Source organism: Streptomyces sp. NBC_01717 (assembly GCF_036248255.1).
In the GTDB taxonomy this organism is placed as follows: Bacteria; Actinomycetota; Actinomycetes; order Streptomycetales; family Streptomycetaceae; genus Streptomyces.
This window is the reverse complement of the sequence record NZ_CP109179.1, coordinates 748562-763722: the sequence shown is the minus strand read 5'-3', so window position 1 is coordinate 763722 and position 15161 is coordinate 748562. Positions and strand designations below refer to the sequence as shown.

The window sequence follows — 15161 nt, the reverse complement described above, 5'->3', positions numbered from 1 at the left end:
GGACGGGTCAGTGGCGGGGGACGGTCACGGTGCCAGGGATCGGTCACCAAGCCAGCCGTCACCGGCGCGGGCCCAGTAGGGGGTCAAGCCGGTGTGGGGTCCAGACGTGTGGCAGAGTCGACGCACAGCCCGACGGTCTTGCTGCTGCTCTCCTCGCCGTCCAGGAGGTAGCGCTCCTCGGCGTCCTGTGCGGAGGCCGCGGGAAGGCGGAAGGTGATCTTCTCGGTGCGGAGCACGGTCACCTCGTAGACGTCCACCGGGCCTCGGCCGTCCTCGTTGGTGGTCGGCCCGCGCAGGCCCATGGAGGCTTCGATCACCTCGGCCTCCGCGTCCTGGGCGCACGGCTCACGCGGGTCGATCTCCATGCACTCCACTCCGGCGACCGGTTCCCGTACCGACACGTCACACCGTCCTGCAGGTCCAGGAGAACCAGCACGTCGTAGGTGAACAGCGGCGGGCGCGTGCCGTTGCTTGGGGCGAGAGTGCGCGGCTCGCCTTCGGCGTGGGTCAGGTACGCGGTGACGGCGGCCCGCAGCTCCTCGCACTGGGCATCAGTTGCGGTCTCGTCGGCGAGAGCACGGGCGTCAGCGACACCGACCGACACAGGCTGGCCCTGGTGAGTGCCGATTCCGTACGCGACGCGGCCGACCATGGCGTCCACCCATGCGCGGACACGGTGAGCGGCAATGTCCGGGGCCGGGCGGGCACCCGCGGGCTTGCGGACCGCTGCCAGGTTCTGATCGACGAGCGCCTTCAGCCCCTTGCGCCGGGTCTCGTCGCTGAGATCGAACCGCTCCTGGCCCATGCGGGGCGCGATCCACACGGACTTGTTCTCCTCGCCCATCTGCTCGTGCAGCAGAACGAGGTACATAGCGATGGCGGCCCCGGACAGGTGCGCCACCCAGCCCTTGGTCCAGAAGCCGGCCGCCAACTGCACGTAGAGGTTGGCGGCCTTCTCCTGCTTGGTCGCCTTCCGCATGGCGAGGCCCGGTGCCCGGTAAGGCCTGCCGCCACCGGTGTCGCTGAGCAGCCTGATGTGGGAGGGCGCGCCCTGCTCCGGAGCGTCGAGCCCCATGAGCAGGGCCCACTGGTGGGCGGGGTAGGTGTTAAGAGAAGCGTCTTCGTTGCGGGACAGCCACAGCATCGACAGGTAGAACTTCAGGCGGGCGGAGCCACCGCGGCCACCGCCGCCGCGCAGCAGCCGGGCCAGTGGCGGGGCCTGCTCGTCCGGGCTGCTGCGGCTGATGAACCGGTGCCTGACCGCTGCTGTACGTGCGCCGCCCGCCTATTGCTGCGCCTGCTCGGCGGCAAGCAACTCGAGTCAGCCGCGCATATGGTCAGCAGTCGGGCGGCCCCTCGGTATAGAACGAACTCGCGCGTAAGCGCTTGCTGACGTTATTGATGTGATCATCCGTTCGGATTTCGGGTGATGGAAGTCTTCCCGCGATGCCGAATGGACGCCGAGTCAGATTTGTTCGAAGAGTGGGAGCTGAGTCCATGCCGTGGACGGGACTGCCTGATCCAGTGCGACGCCGGTTAGAGGCCGCTGATTCTCCGGCCGACTTCGCGTACTTGGCTGATGTCGCCTCGCAGCTGAGCGAAGTGGGCCAGCAGTGGTATCGGGACGGACAGCCAGATGAGGCAGTCGGTCCGACTAGAGATGTGGTGAAGATCCGTCGGCGTCTGGCCGTGGCAGATGCAGCACGCTATGAGGGTGGGCTGGCAACCGCGCTCAGTAATCTCGGGGTGTATCTGTTCGTGCTGGGCCAGCATGATGAAGCACTGGAGCTGACGCAGGAGGCCGTTGAAGCCCATCGCCGGGTCGCGCAGCGCGATGACCGTTATCGGGAGAACCTGGCGTCAGCCCTGAATAATTTCGGAAACCGCCTGGCCGCGGTAGGTCGCTTGGACGAAGCATTGATCGCCGCGGACGAGGCTGTTGCGCTCCGCCGAGAACTGTTCGCGGCAGATCCTGTCCGGTACGTGGGAGAGCTCGCTTCAGCGTTGAACAACCTTGCAGTGCGCTGCAAGGAACTCGGTCGGCACGAGGATGCCGTGATACACGGCCGAGAGGCAGTCACCTTGAAGCGGGAGCGGGTGAATACCCGATCGGATCTGCAAACGCGTGATGCCGAGTTGGCGGAGCTGGCCGCGGCCTTGAACAATCTCGGGGAGGCTCTGGCGGCCTCCAAGCTCGGTGATTTGGCACGTGAGACGACAGCCGAAGCCGTCGATATTTTCCGTGCTCTGTCCGAGGCATACCCGGGGCGGTATATATCCGATCTGGCTACAGCCCTGAGCAACCTTGCGAACCGCGCGTGGGAGGATGAACGCGCCACCGAAGCTGCAGAGGCTGCCGCAGGAGCTGTGGATCTGTACCAAGCCCTCATCCAGGCTGGTAACCCAGGTGTGCTCGGCGACCTGTCAACCGCCTTGAACAACCTGAGTGTCTATCAGGCGGCAGCTGGTCATCAGGCAGAAGCCATGCAAGCGTCCAGGGCGGCCGTGACGTACCTCAGGCACCTTGTTGAGGCCAACTCTGACCGCTTCAGCGGCGATCTGGGAATCGCCCTGAACAACCTCGCCACGCGACTTGCCGTGGACCGCCGCCCTCACGAGGCACTCTCCCACGCAGAAGAAGCCGTCCGCTGCCTGCGCCCACTCCACATAGCCTTTCCCGAACGCTACCGCTCGGACCTCCTCGACTGCCTCACCAATCTTGCCAACCGGCTCAGCGACCTGGGCAACGAGGCGGAGGCGGAACACTATCGCTCTGAAGCCAACCGCATGCGCAGACACCACACGTAATCAGGCCTCCGTTGGCCCACAACATTGGCCCGGCGCCGCCGGCTGCAGTAACAGTGTCCTCGCCATAGTCCCGCTCGGGGGCAGGGCAGGTGGTACGACGGGCGACAGGTTCCGCAAGAAACGGCCGGGGCTGGCGGAACATGTCGATCATGTCCGCCAGAGCCGGAACGGCGCCGGCCCTCGCCGTTCCGGTGCACATCACCAACGGGCGAGGCCGGCAACCCGCGACGAAGCAACCCGCACCGTTGTCTCGGCTGGACTGACCGATCCCGTCGTCACCCCCGCCCGCCTGGCCGGCGACGAGAAACGTGAGGAGCAGCTGCGGGGTGAACGGGCTGGAACCGGTCCAGGGCCTGGATCTGCGACTTCTCATCCACGCAGAACACCAACGCCCGCTCGGACGGGTCCAGGTAGAGGCCGACAACATCGTGGACCTTGTCGACGAAGTACGGGTCGGTCGACAGCTTGAAGGTCTCCGAGCGGTGCGGCTGCAGCCCGAACGCCCGCCAGATCCGTGACACCGACGACTGGGAAAGACCCATCTCCGTGGCCATCGACCGTGTCGACCAGTGAGTGGCGTTCTTCGGAGTGGATTCCAGTGTCCTGGTGACTACCGCGGCCACCTGCTCGTCCGTCACCGTCCTGGGGCCGCCCGAACGCGGCATGTCACCGAGACCGGCAATCCGGTACTGCACGAACCGGGCCCGCCAGCGGCCCACCGCCTGTGGTGTGGAGCCGAGTTGAGCAGCCACGTCCTTGTTCGAGGCACCCTCACCGCAAGCCAGGATGATCCGACACCTCAGCGCCCACGCCTGCGGCGTGGAACGACGCCGCACCCACCCCTCAAGCGCAGCCCGCTCCTCGTCCGACAACGTCAACTCGGCCTTCGGCCGCCCCATCCGCGCCATAGAGCAAGCCTGCATATCTACATGGAATTCATGACTCAGAACACTAAGGGCTGTCCCGTAATCCCTGGTGGATCAGCGCGCGGCGTCAGATGCGGTGCATCGCAAGGCGGAGGGGCGTCCTCATACCGGTCGTATTCGGGCGTTCCGACAACGCGGCGAGGTGCCGTAGCTGTCGTCGTGCGCCCGCCAGGGATTACGGGACAGCCTTAGAAGACCAACTTCCGGCCGGGTGCGGCTCTCACACAGAACATGTCGACGACGCACCCATGCCGCCGAGCGGACCGGCTTCCACCACCTGCACACCACCGAAGCCAAGCCCACCCCCTCACCCCGATGATCGGACCCCATAACGGTGACCACACCCGGCCACGCCGCGCCCGACAAGCCTGGAAACCACAGGCACACACAGAGTTCTAGAGACGCTCAGTGGGCTACGCAGCGCATGTGGAGCCCCCGGGGGACCAGAGTGGCCCGGACCGCAGGGCGGACGCGGGAGTTTTCAACTGGTTCCAGGCGCCACCGCGCTGTGATGGAGGCCAGTGCCAAGGTGGCCTCCATGATGGCGAACGTGTCGCCGATGCATTTGCGGGCGCCGCCGCCGAAAGGAATGAGACTTCCACGGGGTTTCTTGGCGGTTTCCTTGTCAGTCCAGCGGTCTGGGTCGAATCGGTGCGGGTCGGGATATGCGTCCGACCGGTGATGAATGAGGTAAGGACTGTAGATGAGGGTGGTCCCGGCCGGGATTCGATGTCCGCCCAGTTCGGTGTCGTCGGTCGTGATGCGGGTGAGCAGCCACAGCAGGGGGCGCATCCGCATCGTCTCGGTGATGACGCGTCCGGTCAGCTCCAGCGCGGGGAGATCCGTGAAGGTTGCGCAGCGGCCTGCCAATACAGCGCTCGTCTCAGCCTGAAGCCGACTCTCGATGCCCGGATTCAACGCCAGATGGTGCAAGGTCCAGGCCAGGGTGTTCGCGGTGGTTTCGGTGCCGGCGAGGAAGAACGTCACGACTTGGTTGGCGATTTCAGCGTCTGACAGGCCGTCCGAGCCGTCGGCGTTGTCAGACGAGGCCAGCAGCGTCGACAGGACATCGTCCCCGTCTATTCCGGCACGGCGGCGGCCCTTGACTATCCGGCCAATCGTCTCGTATAGGCGCGCGCGTGCCCGTTCATGCCGGAGGTTGCCACGGGTGGGTACTTTGTCCAGGAACGGCGGCAGGAGTGTCCGGGTGAACATCCCCGACAAGAGAATGTGCAGATCCTCAAGCATCTCCGCCTGGCTGGACGCGTCCAGCTGTGCGCCGAACATCGTCGCGCAGGTCACCTTCATGGAGAGTTGATGCATGACCGCGGGCACGTCGAGGACCTGCTCATCGCGCCAGCCCTCGACCATGTCCGCGATGAAGGCGGTCATCACATCTGCGTATACGGGCATCCGGCCTTGCTGAAAGGCAGGTTGCACCAGCCTCCGCTGCCGCCGATGTTGGCCATAGGGGCACGTCGCGAGCCCGTTGCCCGCGATTTCTCGTCCGCGCTCGAAGAAGGCCCCACCCTTATCGAATGTGCGGTCGCCGACCAGGACTTGACGCGTGAGCTCCGGGTCGCAGACCACGATGGCAGGCTCGGGGCCGAGTTGTATGCGGACCAGACTGCCGTACGAGGGCAGGGACAGGAGGAAACCGAGGGGGTCTTTGAGGAACTGCCAAGCGTGTCCCACCAGCGGGAGAGCCTGCGGGGCCTTCGGCATCTTGTTTGTGCTCAGCATATTTGATGCAGCGTCCTTTCGCGTAGGCGCCTCGGCATCCTCCAGGGAACGCTCGAGCCCCCAATCGTTTCTTCCGTCGGGAAGGGGAACCACCGAGCTACGCAGCCGACACCGACGGGCACATCACATACGTACGCTCCAGCAAGCCGAGATTGGCTGGAATCCAGCTGGACCATACATCTGACGCGCCAACTCTGCTACCGCACGGTGGCGTTGGGAAGTAGCACATCTGCTTGCTCACGTGTTGCAACGTCAATACAACTCACCAGGCCCCCACGGAAGGGATTACTGAGGTTTTCGTGTTGTCGTCGGGTGGTGACGGTTCGTGATCCCTGCGGTATGCCGGTGGGGTGAGGTATTCGGAGGGTGGGGGCCTGACCGCTGAACGTCGGGCGTTTCGTGAGGAGATCCGGCTTCAGGCCGGGCAACGGTTCGCGGCGGGTGAGAAGACCTCGGTGATCGCCAAGGACTTGCGAGTGAGCGTGCGGTCGGTGGAACGCTGGCGCCGTGCCTGGCGCGAGGGCGGCATGGAGGGCCTGCGTTCCGCGGGTCCGGCGAACTCACCGACCATCACCGATGCCCAGTTCGCCGTGCTGGAGGAGGAACTCGGCAAAGGCCCGGCGACGCACGGCTTCGAAGACGAACGCTGGACCCTGGTCCGGGTCCAGGCGGTGATCCGCCGTCGGCTGCGAGTGAGCCTGTCGGTGGCGACGGTGTGGCGGCTGCTGAAACGGCACGGCTGGTCCTGGCAGGCTCCCGCCCGCAGAGCACTGGAGCGTGACGAGCACGCGGTGGAGCTGTGGAAGAAGGAGGTTTGGCCCCGGGTAAAAGGCTCGCGGCGGCCTTTGGGGCCTGGATCGTCTTCGAGGACGAGGCCGGTTTCTCGATGACGCCGCCCCGTGCCCGCACCTGGGGCCGGCGCGGGCACACCCCCGTCATCCGCGTGCGTGGCAGGTCCCGCCGCCGGACCTCGGTTGCCGCGCTGTGTTGCTACAAGGCCGGCGAGAAGAGCCGTCTCATCCACCGGCCCCGCACGCACCTCCTGCTCAAGGGCGCCCGCAAGAGCTTCTCGTGGCAGGACTATCGCGACCTCCTGGTGCGGGCACACATCCAGCTCGACGGACCGATCGTGGTGGTCTGGGACAATCTCAACACCCATCTGGCCGCGGGGCTGAAGCGGTACGAGGCCGAACACGACTGGCTCACCACCGTCCGGCTTCCGCCGTATGCACCCGACCCCCTCAACCCGCCGACCCCACCTTGAAAACCTCAGTAGTTCGAGCAGTGCGGCCTCGTCGTTGGCCACCCGCCGCGACAACTCCCGCTTGGCGTCGGTGTCAATCACCACGCAGTGATGCTCGGCCTTGCCCGCGTCCGTACCGGCCCACAGCTCAGGCACGGCCACCCCCGAAATCGTTGCCTGTATTTGTCCCAGCAGACGACTTCGCCAGCATGTCCTTACCGAGCTACCCTGTCGCGCGCATCCCAATGAGTGGTCGAGTCGTCGCGGGAGGCCAGGCGGCCAATCGTTTGAAGCCACCACTGGGCTGGAGACACGCAGCCACACCCAGCATCCCTGGGCCTTCCGATCCTACGAGTGACCGGAATCAACCCACCAACAACGTAAGGAGACACGACCCCCACCGAGGCAGGTACTTCAAGCCCCAGCGCCCGCACGCCGACAAGGCCTACGACATCCCCCACCTGCGAAAATGGTTACGGGGCAAACGCATCGGCGTGCGCATCGCCCGCAAAGGCATCGAGTCCAGCGAACGATTAGGACGCCGGCGATGGGTCATCGAGCGGACCATGTCCTGGCTAACCGGCTACCACAGACTCAACCACCGCTACGAACGCTATCCCCGCAACTACCTGGCCTTTCTCGGCCTCGCCGCCGCCCTCTGCTGCTACAAACGCTTCCTCAAACTCACCACATAGGACACCGTCTAAGACAGTGTCCTACATGGCTGTTGGTCGTTGAGGAGGACATGGGGAGTAGTGGGTGGGGTTGGATCGTTCCGGACGGTTTGTGGGAGATCACGAGGCCGTTATTGCCGCCGGCTCGTGTGCGGCCGCAGGGTGGTGGGGTGGCAAACATCGATGATGAGGCGGTGTTCGCCGCGATCATCTACGTGCTGGTCAGCGGCTGCGCCTGGCGTGCGCTGCCGCCCTGTTTCGGGGCGTCTAAGTCGACGGTGCATCGTCGGTTCGTGATCTGGTCGCGGGCCGGAGTGTGGGGCCGGCTGCACCAGAAGGTGTTGCAACTCCTAGACGAACAAGGGTTGGTCGATCTCTCTCGCGTGGTCCTGGACTCCGCCCATGTGCGCGCTAAAAAAGGGGCGAACTTGCAGGTCCGAGTCCCGTGGACCGGGGTAAGCCAGGTTCCAAGATGCACGTCCTGTCCGACGCGGAAGGACTGCCCCTACGCGTCGGGCTCTCCGCGGCCAACACCCACGACAGCCAGGCGCTGAAGCCGATGCTGTCCCACTTCCACATGGGACACGAATTCCACGCAGCCGAATCCAAGCCCCAACGTCTCCACGCGGACAAGGCGTACGACGTCCCTCACCTGCGAAAATGGCTATGGGGCAAGCGCATCGGAGTCCGGATTGCCCGCAAGGGTATTGAGTCCAGCGAACGATTAGGACGCCGGCGATGGGTCATCGAGCGGACCATGTCCTGGCTAACCGGCTACCACAGACTCAACCACCGCTACGAACGCTATCCCCGCAACTACCTGGCCTTTCTCGGCCTCGCCGCCGCCCTCTGCTGCTACAAACGCTTCCTCAAACTCACCATGTAGGACACCGTCTAAGCCGTACGTGCGCAGCAACGCCGAGGGCCGCACCCTATCGCCGCGGTCCCGGGAACGTGCCCATCTCGTCGTTGAACCGCCGGGTCCGTCCCGACGTTGTAGTGATCGGCAGACACACGCCGACTGCACAAGAGACGGAGATGACGTGCGCAAAGCTCGAATCGCGACAGGGCCGGGTCCACAATTTCAAGAACCAGAACCCAGGCCTGTGTCTGAGCGGCAGTGGGCGCACAGTCAATCAGGCTACCTGCGGCCTATCGGTCAGTGGAGGAACTCGTTCCACTGACCGGGAGACCGACCCAGCCATCATTCCGCGCCCCATCAATCTCGCCACGCCTGGACACCAACGGGGCCGACACCTACCTTTCCAGCTGCAATACCGCTGACTCAGGCCAGCGATGGATACCCACCCAGGCGGCTAACGGCCACGCCTTTCGATCGGTGGGCTATCCATGTCTCCTGGTGGGCTGGAACACGGGAGGCGTCGCCTGCGCTACCAACTGGGACCAAACAGAAAAGATTATCTAGGGATAACACGAATGAGAATCTAAACATAGCCGACAGATGCCTCCATCCAAAGATATATCAACGCACCCCACGATCGGGTGACGACATCAAAGGCAATGCACAGAGTCTCGCGTTGGGCTCTGGCGACGTCAACTTCCGACCCGGCTTTATAACCGAATCCGGGGATATGGAGAAGTGTCATGGCCTCTCTGGCCGAGCTGATGGATCCCGGGTCGCGCGTTCACATCTCTGCAATCCCATTTCCGGGGCAGGCGAGAATCCACCCGAGTCATGCCGTCGTGACTGATGCTGACCACACGTGGCTGCGGGATTCAGTTCCCTTCGCCAGCCAGGAGAGCAGAGATGCATTCATCCAGGAGAAGATCCCGCGCTGGTCGTGCTGGTGCTACCCCACTGCCGCGAGCGCACGCATGGGGCATATCAGCCGCCTATACACTTTGTTGTTCGCTCTCGATGACCGAGCTGCCCACGATTGGGGCACCTACCGTGGCTTCATGCAAATGCTCGACGGCACAGGTGACGACGCCAGCCCTTACTCCAGCGCCTATAATGGCGTTTGGGCAGCTCTGACAGATGCAATGCCCTCGGGTGTTCGCACCCGGCACGCTCGCACGCAGCGACGCTGGGCCGAGGCTCTGGCAATGGAGAACGCCCTGCGGGCTACCGGATATCCCATCCATCCAGACGTCTGTTTTCCTCTGCGCCGTCTTTCTACCGGCGGCGAGACGATCATGGTTCCCATCGAATTTGGTCTGGGCATCGATCTGACCATCCTAATGGAACGCGATGGTGATCTGGCAGGTCTGTGGCGCATTGCTGGGACGCACGTCGTGCTGGTTAACGACTTGTTGTCAGCGCGTAAGGAAATGGCATCCGGTGACTGCATGAACCTGATGTTTTCCCTGATGCTCCATGATGACCTATCTGCGCAGGCAGCCGCCGATGTGATGCTGGATCGGATCAAGGTGGCCGACGACGACTACCGTCGCGCATGCCGAGTGTTGCGGGCGCGCTACCGGCACCATCCGTTGGGCAACGCTGTGCACCGGTATCTCGAAGGGGTGGGTTACATGATGGCTGGCAATGTCGCATGGCATTACGAATCCTCCCGCTATCACGGGCCCGGCCACCTTTGGGACGGTCGCTGGCCCACCGAGTTGGTGCTGTACCCAGACAGGACCATATTCGAGAACGGAAGCCAGTGACTCATGGTCACTCGCCGAGTGGCCGTCCCAGTCGGTTTTCAGAGGGCATTTGATTTAGAAGCCGTTGCTCTATCGATCTTGGTGAGCGTGAGTTCGAGGTCGTCGACTCGGTCGGGTGGTCTTCTGGCTGGCCGGGCATGAAAGCGGGGCCTCCCGCACAGCTCGTGGGTGTCGAATCCAACCGAGCAACAGGAGGCCCCTGGTGCTGCAGTCTTCCGTGCCGACGCCGATGTCGTCCAACCCGGCTTCTCTGACGTGTGATTGCCTCGCTCACCGGTTCGGGAACGCCGGGGACCGGCCGTACAGGCGCCCGAGGTATCCGTCCGACATGAGCGATGCGGAGTGGGCGGTCGTACGCGACGCGATGCCCGTCCCCGGCTGGTTGGAGGGCCGCGGCGGCCAACCGGAGAGCTATTGCCACCGCCAAATGGTCGACGCGGTGCGCTACCTGGTCGCGGGCGGCATCACCTGGCGGGCCATTCCCGCGGACTTCCCCGTGTGGGACCGCGTCTATGCCTTCTTCCGGCGCTGGCGGGACAAGGGCCTGACCGCCGAGTTCCACGACCGGCTTCGCGAGCGGGTCCGCATGGTTGCAGGCCGGGACCCGGAGCCGACGGCGGGCATCATCGACGCGCAGTCGGTGAAGGGAGCCGCATCGGTGCCTGCCGCGAGCAGGGGTTTCGACGGCGGGAAGAAGGTCAATGGCCGCAAGCGGCACATCGTGGTGGACACCCTCGGACTGTTGCTGGCCGTGATGGTGACCGCGGCCTCGGTCACTGACCGGGACGCGGGGCAGACACTGCTGGTCCGACTGCGCGAGCGGCACTGGCGCGTCACGCGCGTGTGGGCCGACGGAGGCTATACCGGACGCCTGGTCAACTTCACCCGCGATGCCCTGCGCGTCGCGCTGACAGTGGTGCGACGCAGCGACGACACGAGCGGCTTCAGAGTGCTGCCGAAGAGGTGGCTGGTGGAGCGCACGTTCGCGTGGCTGATGCACTCACGTCGGCTGGCCCGCGACTACGAGACGCGCACCGACACCTCGGAGGCGGTGATCCGTTGGTCGATGAGCATGGTCATGAGCCGCCGGCTCGCGCGACGGGCACGCTGAACAGCCCCGGACGTTCCTCCGCCAGCCAGCCTCGTGCGGCCAGGCGCTTCGCCTTCGACCGCACCCCTTCGACCTTCGCCGGGACCGGCTCCAGCCCGAGTGCCGCCGCGAGTTGCCGGCAGTCCATCGCCTCCCCGCACGTTCCGCTCCCACCGGCCAAGGCATCCATGATCCGCTGGTAGTCCGGCGCCAGAACAGTCGGGGCAAGCTCTTCCCGCCAGTGCGGCACCACCGAACCGGGCACTGCTGCCGGGACCTGCACCGACTCTTCGCCGGCCACCGCGATCGGCGGCACGTCCTCGCCTCTGCGAGGCTCCGCCAGAACCTCGCCCACCGTCTCACGGGCGACCACGAACCGCTTCCACACGGCCTCGGCCCCCCGCAGCTCGGCCTGAAGAGCCTCCACCCGCTGCCGAGCGCCGCGTTCACGCTCCTCCAACAACCCCATCACCGACGGCATCCCGGCACCTCCACCAGAGAGACGACACAACACCTCGTCCCTGCCGCCGAGACACCGCACCTACACCTGACCAGCGCAAACTCATCCGTCACTCTCGGAAAGACAACGGCTTCTTAGACGGTGTCCTACATGGTGAGTTTGAGGAAGCGTTTGTAGCAGCAGAGGGCGGCGGCGAGGCCGAGAAAGGCCAGGTAGTTGCGGGGATAGCGTTCGTAGCGGTGGTTGAGTCTGTGGTAGCCGGTTAGCCAGGACATGGTCCGCTCGATGACCCATCGCCGGCGTCCTAATCGTTCGCTGGACTCAATACCCTTGCGGGCAATCCGGACTCCGATGCGCTTGCCCCATAGCCATTTTCGCAGGTGAGGGACGTCGTACGCCTTGTCCGCGTGGAGACGTTGGGGCTTGGATTCGGCTGCGTGGAATTCGTGTCCCATGTGGAAGTGGGACAGCATCGGCTTCAGCGCCTGGCTGTCGTGGGTGTTGGCCGCGGAGAGCCCGACGCGTAGGGGCAGTCCTTCCGCGTCGGACAGGACGTGCATCTTGGAACCTGGCTTACCCCGGTCCACGGGACTCGGACCTGCAAGTTCGCCCCTTTTTTAGCGCGCACATGGGCGGAGTCCAGGACCACGCGAGAGAGATCGACCAACCCTTGTTCGTCTAGGAGTTGCAACACCTTCTGGTGCAGCCGGCCCCACACTCCGGCCCGCGACCAGATCACGAACCGACGATGCACCGTCGACTTAGACGCCCCGAAACAGGGCGGCAGCGCACGCCAGGCGCAGCCGCTGACCAGCACGTAGATGATCGCGGCGAACACCGCCTCATCATCGATGTTTGCCACCCCACCACCCTGCGGCCGCACACGAGCCGGCGGCAATAACGGCCTCGTGATCTCCCACAAACCGTCCGGAACGATCCAACCCCACCCACTACTCCCCATGTCCTCCTCAACGACCAACAGCCATGTAGGACACTGTCTTAGAGGCAATGCCGTTGCTTTACGGGTCTGGAGATCTGGGTCGTCTGATGCGGATGGCTTGGGTGCCGGTGTGGGTGGGTTGGGGCCATGTGTAGTGCTCAGCTCGTTTGAGCCAGTAGTTGGACATCTTGCGCTTGACGACACGGGGCTGGCTCCTGGGCCGTCTGGCGGGCAGGAGTCTTTCCAGCAGGTCCTCTTGGAGTACTTGCAGTGCTTGGACCAGAAGTTCAGGGGGAAAAACCGCCCGGGGTGACAGTCACACTGCGCCGGGCGGAGCGCAGGGTCTCGGTGAAAGAGATGCGGTCAGGGTCGAGTTGGCGTGTGGCTGCGGTTCTCAGCATCAGTTCCCGCAGCGCGTGGTGGACCAGGAGGTGAGCCCAGATCTGTTGGAGGACACCGTCGGGTGTCTTGCTGCTGAGGACCACCTTCGCGCCGCGCTGGCAGGTCTTGATCTCGGCGAAGACAGATTCGATTTCCCAGCGCTCACGGTAGAGCGCGGCCAGCTGCCTGGCTGGATAGCGGCGGGGGTCCAGAAGAGTGGTGACCAGGCGGTAGCCGTCTGGTCCAGCGGCGCTGCCGGTGTCTTTGAGTTGGTAGGCAAGGACGCGGACCTGCACCGGGTCTCGTTTCGCAGGGTCGGTGCCGGCGTGGATGTCGGAGAGCCATGATCCGTCACGAAGCAGCTTGCGGACGGGCAGGACGCGGTTGGCCGGCACCCGCCACAGCAGGTCAGCCCCGGTGGCGGTGAAGGCTCGCCACAGCGGGACGCCGAGGAACCCGCGGTCGGCCAGGACCAGCTGGCCTGCGCCGCAGGACCGGGGCAGGCGGCCGACGAGGGTGACTTCACCGGTCCGGCAGCCGGCGAGTTCCGCGTCCAGCACCGCATGGCTGCCTACTTCCACCAGGGCCGCCATCCGCACCTGGACAAATGCACTGCGCCTGGTTCCGCGGCCGTTGCCGGGACGGCCGAAGGCGGCCTGGTTGGCTTCGGTATCGGCTACGTCCCAGCAGGTCCCGTCGACGGCCAGCAGCCGCAGGCCCCGCCAGAATGCGCCAGGCGTCGACTCGTTGGCCATCGGCTTTGCAGTCGCCGCGAACAGCACCTGGAGCGGTTCGAAGCCGAGCCGTTGCCGGGCTCTGAACAGCGAAGACTTCGCCGGAACGTGCCATTTACCCAGCAGTCCCAGCCCCCGCAGACCCGCGACCAGATGCCGCATGACCTCGAGATAGGGAGCAGGCGAGAACAGTGCCAGCCCTAATACGAAGTACACGACCAACCGCGCAGGAAGCAGTCGCCTACGTTGCTCTGAACGTCCGCACGCCGCCACCACCCGGTCCACCAACCCCGGCGGATACACCCAGGTCAACAGACCAAGACCCGATAAGTCAGACGCACTCGCAGCCACCCACACCACCCCCGGGACCCACTGCCAGCCAGCCTACGCTCACGGCAAAAGCAACGGCATTGGTCTTAGAGGATGTCTCATGTGGTGATGATGTGAGCTGCGCCATGATGCCGGGCCGCGGTCCTACTGACCAGCTCTTGGCCGGTGGTCTTCCCTCAGGCTCGGCACATTCTCGGCGCGGCCTCACGCCGCGGTTCCGTGTGAGGCCATGCCGGTACCCGCCGGGGGCTGCGCTGTTCAGCGCCCCTGGCCAAAGCTGTCCCGGCCAGGTCGCCGCGCCACACTGCGAGAGCGCCGAGGTGCCGCGGGCCCCTCTTTGGCTTCGGCGCCGGCCGAGGAGAAACCGCCCGCCACCGCAGGACGTGCCGGTGCCGGAACCTTCGGGACGGACTGCGCGGAAGGCTGCGCGGCGGCAGGCCGGGCCGGAACGGCGCGGGCGATGACCGTGGCATGCGGAATCAGCCGGGCGCACGTCTCGCAGACCTCTTCGACGGTCCATACCCGCCCCACCACCGGGTCGTGACGCCCGATCATCACCATGCCACCGGCGCAGTGCACTTTGGCGTCCGGATGGGCAGCGCATCGCTGGGCGTAGCAGTGGCAGGAAGCGTTGGCGCGGATCGCGGCCGCCTTCGCGTGGGCCATAGCGTGCCGGGCAGCAAAGGTGCGCAGCGCCACCAGGTCCTTGGACCTCGCTGGCATCCGACATCCCGCGGTGCTGCAGGTAATGGTGGCGGAGCGGTCGGTGTAACCGACGAGCCGGACCGTCCAGGACCGTCCGGGGATACGCTCGGTGGAGGATTCACTGTGCACGGTCGTCACGGGCCATCCATTCATGGTTGCTCGGTGGGTCGGTGGGTCGGTGGGTCGGTGGGTCGGTGGGTCGGTGGGTCGGTGGGTCGGTGGGTCGGTGGGTCGGTGGGTCGGTGGGTCGGTGGGTCGGTGGGTCGGTGGGTCGGTGGGTCGGTGGGTCGGTGGGTCGGTGGGTCGGTGGGTCGGTGGGTCGGTCCACTATGTGCTACCCGCCTGCCCGTTGGGCAGTAGGTTGCGGCCACGGGCAGATACGGTCCCAGGTGACGAATCCGTGAGAGATGTGACGGTGACCCACCAGGCGGCCGGCACCGCACTCCGCCAAGGTTCGCGGCGTCGGCTCAGACGGCCGGGTGAGGCGGGCGGGATG

The 15161-nt window shown here is 65.3% G+C and carries 11 protein-coding genes and 4 pseudogenes; 6 read left to right on the top strand and 9 right to left on the bottom strand.

Translation table 11 applies throughout. From position 1 onward, the window contains the following. Nucleotides 1–83: 83 nt before the first annotated feature. Both OHB49_RS45130 and OHB49_RS45125 read right to left on the bottom strand, forming a co-directional pair. Nucleotides 84–365, bottom strand: coding sequence for a hypothetical protein (locus OHB49_RS45130; protein WP_329167442.1), 282 nt, complete (start codon nt 363–365; stop codon nt 84–86). Continuing rightward, on the bottom strand, nt 314–1144 hold the full coding sequence (locus OHB49_RS45125; protein ID WP_329167440.1) for a hypothetical protein: 831 nt from the start codon (nt 1142–1144) through the stop codon (nt 314–316). The genes OHB49_RS45130 and OHB49_RS45125 overlap by 52 nt, the downstream gene beginning before the upstream one ends. 518 nt (nt 1145–1662) lie before the next feature. Here OHB49_RS45125 and OHB49_RS45120 point away from each other — a divergent pair. After that, nucleotides 1663–2808, top strand: a complete 1146-nt coding sequence (locus OHB49_RS45120) for a tetratricopeptide repeat protein (protein WP_329167438.1) — start codon at nt 1663–1665, stop codon at nt 2806–2808. Between the two features lie 323 nt (nt 2809–3131). Here the strand turns inward: OHB49_RS45120 and OHB49_RS45115 are convergent. Next, nucleotides 3132–3716, bottom strand: a pseudogene (locus OHB49_RS45115) (IS630 family transposase); the annotation flags it as partial. Between the two features lie 423 nt (nt 3717–4139). After that, nucleotides 4140–5477 carry a cytochrome P450 gene (locus tag OHB49_RS45110; RefSeq protein WP_329167436.1) on the bottom strand — a complete coding sequence of 446 codons (1338 nt, stop codon included), beginning with the start codon at nt 5475–5477 and terminating at the stop codon, nt 4140–4142. A gap of 350 nt (nt 5478–5827) precedes the next feature. Between OHB49_RS45110 and OHB49_RS46130 the strand changes: the two are divergent. Beyond that, nucleotides 5828–6726 (top strand): annotated as a pseudogene (locus OHB49_RS46130) (IS630 family transposase); the annotation flags it as partial. A 21-nt stretch (nt 6727–6747) separates the two neighbouring features. Here the strand turns inward: OHB49_RS46130 and OHB49_RS45095 are convergent. After that, nucleotides 6748–6882: pseudogene (locus tag OHB49_RS45095) on the bottom strand (IS110 family transposase); the annotation flags it as partial. A 224-nt stretch (nt 6883–7106) separates the two neighbouring features. Between OHB49_RS45095 and OHB49_RS45090 the strand changes: the two are divergent. The 4 genes and pseudogenes from OHB49_RS45090 to OHB49_RS45075 form a co-directional block, all read left to right on the top strand. Beyond that, nucleotides 7107–7415: pseudogene (locus tag OHB49_RS45090) on the top strand (transposase); the annotation flags it as partial. A gap of 50 nt (nt 7416–7465) precedes the next feature. Continuing rightward, nucleotides 7466–8280, top strand: a protein-coding gene (locus OHB49_RS45085) for an IS5 family transposase (RefSeq protein WP_329167428.1) whose coding sequence is annotated in 2 segments (ribosomal slippage) — nt 7466–7814 and nt 7814–8280 — 816 coding nt in all. Because the reading frame shifts where the segments join, the coding sequence is not laid out codon by codon here. 719 nt (nt 8281–8999) lie between these two features. After that, entirely contained in the window at nt 9000–10025 is a 1026-nt protein-coding gene (locus OHB49_RS45080) for a terpene synthase family protein (protein WP_329167433.1), read from the top strand. Between the two features lie 328 nt (nt 10026–10353). After that, on the top strand, nt 10354–11136 hold the full coding sequence (locus tag OHB49_RS45075) for an IS5 family transposase (RefSeq protein WP_329167432.1): 783 nt from the start codon (nt 10354–10356) through the stop codon (nt 11134–11136). Here OHB49_RS45075 and OHB49_RS45070 read toward each other — a convergent pair. The 4 genes from OHB49_RS45070 to OHB49_RS45055 all read right to left on the bottom strand — a co-directional run bounded on the left by OHB49_RS45070 (nt 11102) and on the right by OHB49_RS45055 (nt 14683). Continuing rightward, nucleotides 11102–11596 carry a hypothetical protein gene (locus OHB49_RS45070; RefSeq protein WP_329167430.1) on the bottom strand — a complete coding sequence of 165 codons (495 nt, stop codon included), beginning with the start codon at nt 11594–11596 and terminating at the stop codon, nt 11102–11104. The genes OHB49_RS45075 and OHB49_RS45070 overlap by 35 nt on opposite strands. A gap of 125 nt (nt 11597–11721) precedes the next feature. Next, nucleotides 11722–12536 (bottom strand): IS5 family transposase gene (locus tag OHB49_RS45065; protein ID WP_329167428.1). Its coding sequence is split into 2 segments (ribosomal slippage): nt 11722–12188 and nt 12188–12536, totalling 816 coding nucleotides; the frame shifts between segments, so codons are not numbered across the junction. Between the two features lie 266 nt (nt 12537–12802). Further along, nucleotides 12803–13981, bottom strand: a complete 1179-nt coding sequence (locus OHB49_RS45060) for an IS4 family transposase (protein WP_329165699.1) — start codon at nt 13979–13981, stop codon at nt 12803–12805. Between the two features lie 237 nt (nt 13982–14218). Then, entirely contained in the window at nt 14219–14683 is a 465-nt protein-coding gene (locus OHB49_RS45055; protein ID WP_329167426.1) for a hypothetical protein, read from the bottom strand. Nucleotides 14684–15161 lie beyond the last annotated feature (478 nt).

Bases quoted from the DNA above. Each gene is read 5' to 3' on its own strand.
- OHB49_RS45130 (WP_329167442.1), bottom strand. From the start codon at position 365: ATGGAGATCGACCCGCGTGAGCCGTGCGCCCAGGACGCGGAGGCCGAG.
- OHB49_RS45125 (WP_329167440.1), bottom strand. From the start codon at position 1,144: ATGCTGTGGCTGTCCCGCAACGAAGACGCTTCTCTTAACACCTACCCC.
- OHB49_RS45110 (WP_329167436.1), bottom strand. From the start codon at position 5,477: ATGCTGAGCACAAACAAGATGCCGAAGGCCCCGCAGGCTCTCCCGCTG.
- OHB49_RS45080 (WP_329167433.1), top strand. From the start codon at position 9,000: ATGGCCTCTCTGGCCGAGCTGATGGATCCCGGGTCGCGCGTTCACATC.
- OHB49_RS45075 (WP_329167432.1), top strand. From the start codon at position 10,354: ATGAGCGATGCGGAGTGGGCGGTCGTACGCGACGCGATGCCCGTCCCC.
- OHB49_RS45070 (WP_329167430.1), bottom strand. From the start codon at position 11,596: ATGCCGTCGGTGATGGGGTTGTTGGAGGAGCGTGAACGCGGCGCTCGG.
- OHB49_RS45055 (WP_329167426.1), bottom strand. From the start codon at position 14,683: ATGCCAGCGAGGTCCAAGGACCTGGTGGCGCTGCGCACCTTTGCTGCC.